The organism is Mesorhizobium sp. M1004 (assembly GCF_040318795.1).
In the GTDB taxonomy this organism is placed as follows: Bacteria; Pseudomonadota; Alphaproteobacteria; order Rhizobiales; family Rhizobiaceae; genus Mesorhizobium.
In genome coordinates this window covers 90,194-101,063 of record NZ_JAMYNB010000007.1, presented here as the reverse complement: position 1 = coordinate 101,063, position 10,870 = coordinate 90,194, and the positions used below count along the sequence as shown (strand labels likewise).

Genomic DNA, 10,870 nt, shown 5'->3' with positions numbered 1-10,870 from the left:
GCCTTCAAGGATACTACAGGTGTCGTCACCGCTGACGTTAAGGTTCCTTGGTTTGCCCAACCATTTTTGCAAGCTCTGAAAATGGTGGGATGTCCAGTTCGCCTTGCGCGTTGTTTGCGATCTGCAGAAGCCGGATCGGGAAGCAGATCGCGTCACGGTTGGCCGGTGACATGTCTTCGTAGGTCCGCTCGTCACCTGTCATGGACGCCTCTGCCTTTCGCAGGGCGGTATCGATCTCGTCAATTGACAGCAGGCCTTTGTGAACGAGCAGGTTGTTGATTGACGCGACCGCCATCATCAACCCTTCAAGCTGAAGATTGGCAACGTTCATGGCTTGACCGTGTTTCCGCCGCCCGGCCTCGCCGGGGCGTTCTGGCCATCGGATTGGTGCGTCTTGTCATCCACCTCATTGACTGGCCGCGTCAGACCGACCCCACTTTTGGGTTTCTTGTTGCCGGCCGCATCCTGAGAGAACGCATCCGAAGGATCAGGACCTGTTCTAGCCGGGTACTTCGTTGCGCCGGTCTCGCGACGGTTTTCATTATCAGGCATTTTTGATCACTCCAATCGGATGACCGATAACCATTACGAGCCCGGCGAGTTCCGGCGCCGCATGGAACATTTCTGGGCGTGGTGCAGAGACAAGCGGGCGTGTCTCGGCAGTCACGCCTCGCGCACTGGCGGCAGGTCTCGCTTTCGTTGCCCACAGCACTAGGTTCCTCGTTGAGGCAAAAGGAATTCCCCATGCGGGTGGCACGCGAAGCCTGGGTTCTTGGCAAGGAGAGCATCCTCGGATTCATCAACGACAATGCCCTCAGCCACGGTGCGGCGATGGCATTCTATGCCGTTACGTCCCTGGCCCCGATCTTGTTGATCGTTGTTGCGATTGCTGGACTTGTCTTTGGGCATGAAGCAGCTCAACTCGCTCTGTCGGCCGAAATCGCAGGCGTGATGGGATCGCAAACCGGCGACCTTCTGCGCAGCACCATCGAAAGCGCTTCTCACAGAACCGCCGGCACTGTTGCCACCTTGGTGGGCATCGTCACCCTCTTCGTGACAGCCTCCGGGGTGTTTGGCGAAATGCAGCTTTCGCTCAACACAATCTGGAAGATTGACCCACCACCCATGTCTGTGTCGCGATTGGTGCGGGCGCGGGCGGCCAGCCTGGGTCTGGTTGCAGCGTTGGGATTTCTACTGCTTGTGTCGTTGGCGGCGAGTGCCGCCATTTCCGCGCTTGGCGCTGTCATCAACGCCCATCTGCCGTTCGGCACGATCATTCTCGCGTCGATAAACGGCATTGTATCATTCGTGCTGATTTCCGCTCTGTTTGCCGCGATCTTCAAGATCCTGCCGGACCGGTCGCTCGCTTGGCGCGATGTCGCAATTGGCGCGGCAGTGACCGCTTTGCTCTTCACCATCGGCAAGTCGCTGATTGGCTGGTATATCGGAACCAGCGCGATCGCATCCTCCTATGGCGCGGCGGGTGCACTGCTGGTCGTGCTGCTTTGGGTTTACTATTCGTCTGAGATCTTCCTGCTCGGCGCCGAGTTCACGCGGGCCTATTCCGTCCGTCTCGGCAGTCGGTCCGACCTTCAACCGATAGTGGAGGCAGAGAGCCCGTCGCGACAGACATCGAACCCTGGGCCAACTATCCAACGCGAGGTGCAAGCCTGGATTGTGATCACGGGTTTGCTGACCTTCGTGGCGACACGGGTCTGGCCATCGCGGCGATCTTAGCTGCTTCCCACCAATTCTGTTTCTTTGGAACGCAACCCGGACACCGGAATTGCATAGGAACAGGAGGTTGCCCATGCCAAAATTTCGCTTTGAGACGACAGTATCCGGCCAGACTACTGCTTTCCAGGAAGAGCTAGCGAGTGCGGAGATGGCCAGTCCAAGAGCAATAGAGATGGCGCGCGTAGCGGTGGCGGCGGAACCTGGGTCAGGAACCAAGCAATCGGGATCGACTATCAAGGTCTACGATGAAGCCGGATATCTGGTCGCCACAGTCAATTTTTCCGACGTGTTGCCGAGTGATCCGGACGCCGGACAGCATGGGACTGGCGACGCGGTTGTCGAAGAACCGGGTGTGATGCGGTCTGGCTGACCCGTGGTAGATCAGGGTTTCACGTTTCGCTCACGCGATCCCCGGCAGGGCAATTTGCTGAGATCGCGAGGTCCTCGGCCATCGTCGGATGCTAGAGCTGAGATTCGATCGGGAGGTGACGGACGAAGACCGCCAGGATACGGCGAAAAAATCCGGCTTCTGGTTCATGCGTATAGTCCTGAATCTTGCCTTCGCCGCATCCATGCCAATGCAGAACATTGTGCTTCAGTTCGAGCCGATAGCTTGTTTCCGGAGATATTTCCGATTGGAATCGATGCCGCAGCTCGGCGACCAATTTCGGATCCTCAAACAGCACGCCCATTTCCGAGTTCAAGGACACTGACCGTGGATCGAAATTGAAGGAACCGACGAAGCCGATATTGTCGTCGACGGTGAAAGCTTTCGTATGCAGACTGGCGCCCTTCGAGCCAAACACCGAGATTGCGGAGCGCCGGTTGAACGGCTGAAGCTCGAAAATATTGACGCCATTCCTCAGCAGCCGCTTGCGATAATTTGCGTAAGCGCCATGGACTGCGGCGACGTCCGTGGCGGCCAGGGAATTGGTCAGAACCGAAACGTCAACACCGGCGCCGACAAGGTCCAGCAAGATCGCTGTGCCCCTTTTGCCGGGGATGAAATAGGGCGACACAATTTCCAGACACCCGCGCGTGGATTGGATGATCGGACGCAGCTCTTTCATAAGCCAGCTGCGACGTCTCCAACCACGAACCTTCTCCGGCGGATCGGAAATGACCCGCACGCCATCCACCCAATGAACGTCGTTGCTGGCCGCAATAAACTCCGTGATCGAGCCCCGGTTGCCGATGCCGTTCAAGAATTTGGGATCGGGGCCGGTATCGCTTCCTTCAAGCCATTTGGCATGCTCATGCTCAGCCACTGATCCCAAGGTTTTGATTGGCTTGGCTTCATTGCAAGCCCAGAAGGCATCGAATATCGCCGCGGTTTGCCGTACCGCAGGCCCCAGGAGCAGCAGATCGAGGTCCCGGAAATTGGTTTCTGCCGCATCGAAATAGGCATCGCCAACATTCCGACCGCCGACAATGGCAAATTTGTCGTCAACGATCCAAGCCTTGTTGTGCATCCGTCGCGTCAATGCAAAGAGCCGCAACAGCACTTCCACACCACGCATGATCCGGCCGCGCCTGATACCGCTCGGATTGAACAACTTCAATTCGATGTTTGGATGGTTGTTCAGCGCCAGATATGCCGCATCATTTTTACGCGGATTGACGTCGTCAAGGAGCATGCGCACCCGAACACCGCGCTCAGCAGCTCGAAAAACCTCGCGAAGCAGCAAGCGGCCGGTGTGGTCATCATGCCAAAGGTAATACATCAGGTCGAGGCTGCGCTCAGCGCTCCTTGCCGCCAGCACGCGCACAGCGAAAGCGTCATAATTGTCCGAGACAAGCAGCAAGCCGCTCTTGCCGGTTTTGATGTTGTCGTCTGCGGTTCGCGAAAGTGATACGTCCATAAAAATTGCCACCTTTGGACGGTGCTCGCTGCCATCCCGCTCAAATCATAGCTAGAACCATTCTGAGGTATTCTGGTTGCATACGCATTGTCCAATCACCCAATTGCTGGATGCAAGCAGGGCCAGCAATCAAGCGGCTGCAGAGCGGTCAGGAGGCTTGAGAGGCGTTGCCCCGACTGCTCTGCTGCCGCCGCGGAACTTGCGTCTCCTGCAGTCAGACCGCACGACCGTTGGCGGGAGCCCGATGGCGTGCGCCCCGCCGCGGCTCTTCGACGAGAATGACGTGGTCGTTGTTCTCAGTGAAGCGCAGGACCCTTTAAATTTAGATATCTCCATTATCCCGGAACCGGGTTCGGGTTTCCGAGTTAAGAAAATGCTCGCGACGGGCAATTTTCAACAGAGGAGACGGCACAATGCCCACTGCCAAGAAAGCCAATGGCAACAACAAGGACCTGGAGGACCTTTTCCTCGATGGCCTCAAAGACATCTACTATGCCGAGAAGAAAATTCTGAAAGCCTTGCCGAAGATGGCCAAAGGCGCATCCGAAGAGCAAGTTTCGGCAGCATTCGAGAAGCACCTCGCTGAAACCGAGGGGCAGGTCGAACGTCTGGAGGAGGTCTTCGAGATTCTCGGCGCGGCCGCGCGCGGCAAAACCTGCCCGGCGATCGACGGCATCCTGGAGGAAGGATCTGAAATCCTTCAGGAGTACAAGGGTTCGACTTCGCTCGATGCAGGGCTCGTCGGTGCCGCGCAAGCCGTGGAGCACTATGAGATTGCCAGGTATGGAACCCTGATTGCCTGGGCTACGACGCTCGGCAAGGATGACGTGGTTGCGCTCCTCAATGCGACACTTGAGGAGGAGAAGGCCACCGACGAGGCGCTGACTGCCCTCGGTGAAGCCGGCGTCAACGAACGAGCGGCAGAACGGAAAGCGGCTTGATTGATCGCCTACCCAACCGCCTCGGCGACCTATGTGCCGAGGCGGTCCCGGGAGATGAAGGACATGATCACGCATATCTACAAAGGACTGGAATGTTTCCTGCTTGAATGTTCGGCCGCGCTGGTCAGGCGCCGCGCCCTTGGTGGTTCGCGCAGCGATCCTCGGCAGTTGCGAGAACAGCGCAGAGATGAGTTCAGGGCCCGCAAAGGCGCCGAATGAGCGCCAAGATGGAGAGTCGGATGGGCTTCTTTGGAAAATATTTCTCAGGACTGTTGAGCAAGAAATCGACTGACGGCAAGGGGAGCGGCGATATGCGTAAAGCTACCGGCGCGGGTCCGGCGATTGCCGCGCATTCCAAAGATGCAAAGACATCCGCTGCTTCCGGTCAAAGCACCAATGCTTCGAGCAAAAATGCAGATGGACGATGACAAAAGGCAAGATTTGGCTACCGACCCTATGTCGCATCGAAGCGGCGCAAAGACGTTAAATCGTCGAGATGACCCGCATCGCAACCTTCAACGTCAATGGCGTCAACGGCCGACTGCCAGTGCTTCTCAAGTGGCTTGGCGAAACCGGCTATGACATCGTCTGCCTTCAAGAACTGAAGACCTCTGACGAAAAATATCCCGTCGATGCGATTAGAAACGCCGGCTATGGCGCAATCTGGCACGGACAGAAGTCCTACAATGGCGTGGCAATCCTCGCTCGCGGGATTGAGCCGCTGGAACGTCGTCGAGGTCTGCCGGGCGATCCCGACGATTCGCACAGCCGCTACATCGAGGCAGATGTGAATGGGCTTGTTGTCGGCTGCCTGTATTTGCCCAATGGCAATCCAGCGCCGGGGCCGAAGTTCGACTACAAACTTCGCTGGTTCCAACGTTTGATCACCTATGGCCAGGTGCTGCTCGGCGATAGCTCACCGACCATCCTGTGCGGCGACTATAACGTCGTTCCAGGCTCGATCGACGCGGCGGTGCCGGGGCGCTGGGTTGGCGATGCCGTTTACTTCCCCGAGAGCCGGAGCGCGTACGCCGAAATGCTTGCTCAGGGCTGGATCGATGCCGTCCGTCGCATTCATCCAGAAAAGGGAATTTACACCTATTGGAACTTCTCCTACCGCGGCGGGTACGATCGGAGTTCCGGGCTCCGGATGGACCATCTCTTGCTGAGTTCATCCCTATTGGATCGCCTGAAGAATGCCGGAGTAGATGCCGAAACGCGTGCATGGGACAAGCCGAGCGATCATGCGCCAGCCTGGATAGAACTTGATTGAGCTTCCTCGGCAAGGAGCCTGAAGACCTGGTGGCGCTCCTTCGTGATTAGATTTGGCCGCATGTAGGCGTTGCGGCGTGGTGGTGGAACCATGGCCCAGTTCAGCCACGTCGACTTCGGAGGAATGTCACAATGGTCCTCCGGCATGACGATGGTCGGCGACATGTTCAATGACAGCCTCAAGGCGAAGCTCAACGCTATCGCGGCGGAGCTCTCGGCCTACCTGCGCGATCATCCCGCCAAGCCACAACGCGACGACACGAGCTATCGTTCTGCAGCTATGGCCCACGCCGGCTCATGGTGGCCTGAGGAGTTTGGGAGCCCGTCTGCCGCTGGTTCTCAAAACAATATGCGCTACGCAGCGTTTCCTGAGCGAAGCCGCCTGGTCATCGACGATCATGGAAAGATGGAGATTTATGACACAGGCGACCATCGCATATCCGGTGTTTCGCAGAGCCAGAGCACGGACTCCACCCTGACCTTTGTCAGCCAGCACGGCGTGGTCCGCGTATCTGATCTCAAGCGCGTATTTGCGACGTAGGGCAGGCCGCTTCCATGCAGACAGTCACGCTCATCGGCTATCTCGCGACCGTCTGCTCGATGAGCAGTTTCACCCCGCAAGCCTGGAAAATCATCAGGACACGAGAGACAAGCGGCATCTCCGCACCGACGTATGCCATCACTGTGTTGGGGTTCGCCTTGTGGCTGGCCTTCGGCATCATGAAGGCAGAGTGGCCGATCATAATCACGAATGGCGTTTGTCTCCTGCTGTCAGCGTTCATTCTCACAATGACAGTCCTGCCGCAGGCTGAGAAAGATGCAGTTGCCAAGGCTTTCGACCCCGACGACTAAATTAACGCTTCCAACTTTTCAGCAGCGGACCTTGGCTGCCATATGCAGGATCCTTGCGCGGACGCCCCACGCTGGGGATGGTTGCGAGCGCATCGCTATGCTGATCCTTGCTCCTACATTCGTCATAAGTCCCAAACGGAGGATACGCGCCGACAACCAAAAAATCATCGGATGCCGAGAGGCATTGGTGCCCGGTGCCTGCCGGGAGGACCGCGACGTCGCCAGCCTTCAGCGACAGCGTTCGTCCTTTCTTGCCCCCAAACCGGACTTCAGCATTTCCGCGGGCAATGCCCAGAACCTCGTGTATTTGCGAATGATAGTGAACGTAATCATAGATGCCGTTTCGCCAGCTATCGCCCCATCCGTTTGCATCGAAAAGCACCTCCATGACGGCTGCTGGATCAAGTCCTTCGGGCAATTCGACGGCGCCTCGATAAACGACGAGCGGCCATGCTGGATTATTGGGTACAAGTCCATCATCCTTGAACCAGAACTCATTCGACTTTCGCTGCCTCACAAATCCGGCGACAGCTTGCTTGCGCGGTCTTGCGAAACCGGTGACGTTCTCGATCACTTTCTTGCTGGTTTCCAAAATGCTCATCGACGCTGCCTCTAAAGCAGAGGTTAGTTTAGCCGCTCGCTCAGAGCTCGACCTTTGCGTTGTCGCCCACATTCGGCTTGGCGCCGGTAACGGCCGCAAACACCATCGTTGCGGTAGCCATCATTAGCCCCGGGCTGTCCCACAATTCGCCTTCCTCGGGTTTCACCGTTATCAGACGAATCTCGGGATCATCGGCATTATCCCACCAGGCTGAGTCAGTTTTCTCCCAGAGCTCGGCGATCTTTTCCCTGTCATTTGTCACTGTGGCCGGGCCTGACATCGTGACGTATTTGTAGTGGCTGTTGTCACTCCAGGCCAATGTGACCTTTGGATAGGTCGACAGCTGCTTGCTCTTGGCGCTGTCGTCATTGACGAGGAAGTATATGGCGTTTTCCTCACGGACCACACGCGCAGATAGCGGACGGGCTCGATTGTACTCGCCGTCCCAGGTAACGAACAAGCAGACGTCGATGTTTTCGGCGAGTTCCCAGATGCGGTCTGTTGCCTCGGCGGGCGTGAGGTCCGTCTGCTGCTCTCGGCGGTTAGCCATAAGATGTCCTCCTGCGGGTGAATATCCTTGCTGACAACTCACGTCCCGCCACGACGTTCCAACTCACTGGTTCCTTCGACCTGCTAAGCGGCGGTGGAACTTTCGAAATTGCCGGAAGTTTGGATGGCAAACGCGAGGCCATGATGGCGGACAAGACGCTTCGAACATCAAAACGGACACCCGAGCAGGACGCAAAGGGTCAGTCGGAAAAGGACCACAAGGGCGGCGGAAGCGATGGCGTCGCCAGCGCCGATCCGCGGGTGATCTCCGGCAAAAAAGACGGCGACGCGACATTCCCTGTCAAGGGACCGAAGAAATAGCTATGAGCTCATTGGCAGGGCATCTGGCGGTGTCATCAATGCCACGGAGAAAATTGACGAACGGCTCAAGTCATTTCGCTAAGAGCGACAGAGTTAGGGCCGGCCTTCCCGACTTGCCGCCCGCCAAGTGCGATCGCGGCAATCGTCAATCCGCATCGGCCATGTCGTGTCTCCTACTGCGTCGGATGACACTTTACTTGCCGTCACCGACACGGATCACCTTCAACCCTCAGGAGTTTCATGGCCGCATGACGCGCATCCGCCTGAAGGCGCTAATGGCAGCCTGGAAATTACGCGACCTTTGAAAAGAGAGCGACGTCGCATCTGGCTAAACCATAGCGCCATCGGTGATCGGTTGTGGCAACCCGGCTCTGGTAGAACAGTGAAAGCTGACTGCCATCGATCATCACTGTCGAGTGGCCGTTCTCGCCCGGTTGACCTGGCTCCAGCACCGGGCCGATCGAAACGTAAGGCCCGCTGACCTCGTCGGCGATGGCAAAAAACACCCGTTGCCGGTTTCCCCGAAGGCCATTCGGAAGAAAGCAAGTGGCGTTGAGAAGCACCCGGCCGTCCGGCAGCTCGATCAGTTGCGCGCCCTCAATGCCCCATTCGTAGTCGGGATCATCTCTGGTGTTATGGTGGGGAACATCGTTGTGGTCGAGGATTTTGCCGATCCGCTTCCACGGACCGAACCACGAGTCGGACTGGCTACGTGCCAGATAGATGTCGGGCTGAGGCACCCTGGTGAATTTTGGCATCGCCGAATAAACCAGGTAGCGCCCACCGCCAATGACTGCTGGATGCGGATCGTAAATGCCGTCCTCTTCCGTGTCCGGGATGGCCAGAATGGCCGGACTGAGGACTACCCAATGGAACCCGTCGTTGGAAACCGCATGCTCGCAACGGCCACCCGACTTCATGAATTCCGTCTGAATGAACATGTGGAAGACGCCGCACTCGTGGGTCACACCGGGAGCCGCAACACCAGTGCCGTTGATTGGAAGTTCGATCGGATCATGCTCGGCCCACGGCCCATAAAGATCGGGCGCCGTGGCATGCAAGATTCTCCACGTCTCGGTGGTGACCGTGCCGCTTGACCCGAAGACGTGCCAGACACGGCCATCGAAGACAGGACACGGGTCCTTGAGATCATCCACGCTTTGCGGATGAAACAGTGGAAAAACGTTGGTTTCAAAGTTGATGTTCATGTCAGCCCCGGAATTCGCCTCGGCAGTCGGAGACGCGCAGAGATACAGGCGAATCATTGATGTTAGGCACATTCTATAGCCAACGAGTTGAACGCAAATACGGCAATGCCGCTGTCCACCAGCATTCGTCGTTCAACCACGCTTTCAGTGGCGGCCGGGTCCCGACAGCCGCCCTCGCCTACGCAACCAGATCCCGCTTCGTGCGTGGACCAAGCGGGCGACCGGGCCTTCTTCATTTCAGTTGGAACAACTCACCTGATCGAAAGTTAGGAGCTGGAACTAAGTAGTTCTCTCCATTCGCGATTAACAAATGTTAATCGTAACATAAATAGTGTCACAGAGGGAGTATGTCAATGGAAGCGGCCTTTGGCGGGGTAACCGGCAGTCAATATGTTCGTCGCGAAAATATACTGGTTTGCTTCTCCCACTTACGATGGAATTTTGTTCACCAGCGTCCGCAGCATCTCCTCACTCTCGCATCCGCTCAGCAGCGAGTGGTCTACTTTGAAGAACCCGTTTTCGAAGAATTGCCGCAGCCGCTGATGCGGACGAGCGTGGCATCGGAAAACATTCTGATTGTCACACCAGTGCTGCCGCTTGGCACGTCGGCCGCGAAAGCAGATGCCGTCCAGCGGAGATTTGTGCAGCAGACCATCGCTTCTATGCCGCATAGCCGGCTGATCGCCTGGTACTACACCCCAATGGCTCTTCGCTTTACGGAATTCCTCGACCCAGACATATGCGTCTATGACTGCATGGACGAACTCTCTGCGTTCAGGAATGCGCCCCCCGAGCTGGGCCAGATGGAAAAGGCGCTTCTGCGCCGCGCGGATCTGGTTTTCACCGGTGGTCTAAGCTTGTTCGAGACCAAGCGTCACCTCCATCCCGCCATCTTTCCATTTCCGAGCAGCATCGATGTGAGGCACTTTCACACCGCAAGACGGCCAGGAAGGGACCCAGCCGACCAGGCGGGCATTCCTTCCCCGAGGGTTGGATATTTCGGCGTCATCGACGAGCGGCTGGACGTCGATCTCGTGGCGCTAGCGGCAAAGACAATGCCGGACGTGCATTTCGTCATGCTCGGTCCGGTTGTCAAGATCGACCCTGCAAGCCTGCCGCAAGCCGAAAACCTGCATTGGCTTGGCCCGAAAGCCTACTGCGATCTGCCCGACTATTTGCGCCATTGGGACGCCGGATGGATGCCGTTTGCCCTCAACGAGGCGACGCGTTTCATCAGCCCGACCAAGACGCCGGAATTTCTCGCGGCGGGTCTGCCGGTGATCTCGACGGCAATCGTCGACGTGGTGCGCAGTTACGGTGCTGCCGGGCTGGTGGAAATCGCCGACTGTGACGATCTGGAAATCAAGCTGCGCTCCGTCCTTTCGCGACCGCGTCAGATGCTCCTGCAGCAAGTCGATGCCTATCTTGCGGACATGTCCTGGGAACGGACATGGAATGCCATGGCAGCTCACATTGAGCGCGCCTACCAACGCAAGAAGGTCGTGCCCCTTCGCAGGAGTGCATAGC

The 10,870-nt window shown here is 57.4% G+C and carries 16 protein-coding genes; 10 read left to right on the top strand and 6 right to left on the bottom strand.

Annotated features, from left to right (window positions below):
• Nucleotides 1-37 precede the first annotated feature (37 nt).
• Together NKH54_RS16405 and NKH54_RS16400 are read right to left on the bottom strand one after the other, a co-directional pair.
• Nucleotides 38-331, bottom strand: coding sequence for a hypothetical protein (locus NKH54_RS16405; protein ID WP_023687836.1), 294 nt, complete (start codon nucleotides 329-331; stop codon nucleotides 38-40).
• On the bottom strand, nucleotides 328-552 hold the full coding sequence (locus tag NKH54_RS16400; protein WP_155921617.1) for a hypothetical protein: 225 nt from the start codon (nucleotides 550-552) through the stop codon (nucleotides 328-330). Before NKH54_RS16400 ends, NKH54_RS16405 begins: the two co-directional genes overlap by 4 nt.
• Before the next feature lie 192 nt (nucleotides 553-744).
• Here NKH54_RS16400 and NKH54_RS16395 point away from each other — a divergent pair, with 192 nt between their 5' ends.
• On the top strand, nucleotides 745-1,737 hold the full coding sequence (locus tag NKH54_RS16395) for a YihY/virulence factor BrkB family protein (protein WP_023748070.1): 993 nt from the start codon (nucleotides 745-747) through the stop codon (nucleotides 1,735-1,737).
• 73 nt (nucleotides 1,738-1,810) lie between these two features.
• The gene (locus tag NKH54_RS16390) at nucleotides 1,811-2,107 is read left to right on the top strand and encodes a hypothetical protein (protein ID WP_023752158.1); all 297 of its coding nucleotides are present in this window, start codon (nucleotides 1,811-1,813) and stop codon (nucleotides 2,105-2,107) included.
• Nucleotides 2,108-2,198: 91 nt separating this feature from the next.
• Here the strand turns inward: NKH54_RS16390 and NKH54_RS16385 are convergent, their stop codons facing one another.
• Nucleotides 2,199-3,599 (bottom strand): phospholipase D family protein, encoded by a 1,401-nt coding sequence (locus NKH54_RS16385; RefSeq protein ID WP_023700029.1) that lies wholly within the window; start codon nucleotides 3,597-3,599, stop codon nucleotides 2,199-2,201.
• Between the two features lie 413 nt (nucleotides 3,600-4,012).
• Here NKH54_RS16385 and NKH54_RS16380 point away from each other — a divergent pair, with 413 nt between their 5' ends.
• From NKH54_RS16380 to NKH54_RS16355, 6 genes are all read left to right on the top strand, one after another.
• A complete protein-coding gene (locus NKH54_RS16380; protein ID WP_023681150.1) occupies nucleotides 4,013-4,540 on the top strand; it encodes a YciE/YciF ferroxidase family protein in 528 nt (175 codons plus the stop codon).
• A 63-nt stretch (nucleotides 4,541-4,603) separates the two neighbouring features.
• The gene (locus NKH54_RS16375) at nucleotides 4,604-4,759 is read left to right on the top strand and encodes a hypothetical protein (protein WP_155929676.1); all 156 of its coding nucleotides are present in this window, start codon (nucleotides 4,604-4,606) and stop codon (nucleotides 4,757-4,759) included.
• Nucleotides 4,756-4,968, top strand: coding sequence for a hypothetical protein (locus tag NKH54_RS16370; RefSeq protein ID WP_245259911.1), 213 nt, complete (start codon nucleotides 4,756-4,758; stop codon nucleotides 4,966-4,968). The genes NKH54_RS16375 and NKH54_RS16370 overlap by 4 nt, the downstream gene beginning before the upstream one ends.
• A 68-nt stretch (nucleotides 4,969-5,036) precedes the next feature.
• Complete coding sequence (gene xth, locus NKH54_RS16365) at nucleotides 5,037-5,813, top strand: exodeoxyribonuclease III (protein ID WP_023700027.1); 777 nt, start codon at nucleotides 5,037-5,039, stop codon at nucleotides 5,811-5,813.
• 90 nt (nucleotides 5,814-5,903) lie between these two features.
• Nucleotides 5,904-6,353: a hypothetical protein gene (locus NKH54_RS16360; protein ID WP_353028569.1), complete on the top strand. Its 450-nt coding sequence runs from the start codon at nucleotides 5,904-5,906 to the stop codon at nucleotides 6,351-6,353.
• A gap of 14 nt (nucleotides 6,354-6,367) precedes the next feature.
• A complete protein-coding gene (locus NKH54_RS16355) occupies nucleotides 6,368-6,664 on the top strand; it encodes a SemiSWEET family sugar transporter (RefSeq protein ID WP_023681146.1) in 297 nt (98 codons plus the stop codon).
• Nucleotide 6,665: 1 nt separating this feature from the next.
• On the opposite strand, the gene NKH54_RS16350 is transcribed toward NKH54_RS16355, so the two are convergent.
• Nucleotides 6,666-7,265, bottom strand: a complete 600-nt coding sequence (locus NKH54_RS16350) for a cupin (RefSeq protein WP_353028568.1) — start codon at nucleotides 7,263-7,265, stop codon at nucleotides 6,666-6,668.
• Nucleotides 7,266-7,305: 40 nt separating this feature from the next.
• Nucleotides 7,306-7,815, bottom strand: coding sequence for a pyridoxamine 5'-phosphate oxidase family protein (locus NKH54_RS16345; RefSeq protein WP_353028567.1), 510 nt, complete (start codon nucleotides 7,813-7,815; stop codon nucleotides 7,306-7,308).
• 17 nt (nucleotides 7,816-7,832) lie between these two features.
• Here NKH54_RS16345 and NKH54_RS16340 point away from each other — a divergent pair, with 17 nt between their 5' ends.
• Nucleotides 7,833-8,135 carry a hypothetical protein gene (locus tag NKH54_RS16340; protein WP_155929678.1) on the top strand — a complete coding sequence of 101 codons (303 nt, stop codon included), beginning with the start codon at nucleotides 7,833-7,835 and terminating at the stop codon, nucleotides 8,133-8,135.
• 290 nt (nucleotides 8,136-8,425) lie between these two features.
• Here the strand turns inward: NKH54_RS16340 and NKH54_RS16335 are convergent, their stop codons facing one another.
• Nucleotides 8,426-9,343 (bottom strand): glycoside hydrolase family protein, encoded by a 918-nt coding sequence (locus NKH54_RS16335; protein WP_023668035.1) that lies wholly within the window; start codon nucleotides 9,341-9,343, stop codon nucleotides 8,426-8,428.
• A 353-nt stretch (nucleotides 9,344-9,696) separates the two neighbouring features.
• Between NKH54_RS16335 and NKH54_RS16330 the strand changes: the two genes are divergently transcribed.
• Nucleotides 9,697-10,869, top strand: coding sequence for a glycosyltransferase family protein (locus NKH54_RS16330; RefSeq protein ID WP_023704621.1), 1,173 nt, complete (start codon nucleotides 9,697-9,699; stop codon nucleotides 10,867-10,869).
• The last annotated feature ends 1 nt before the right edge of the window (nucleotide 10,870 follow it).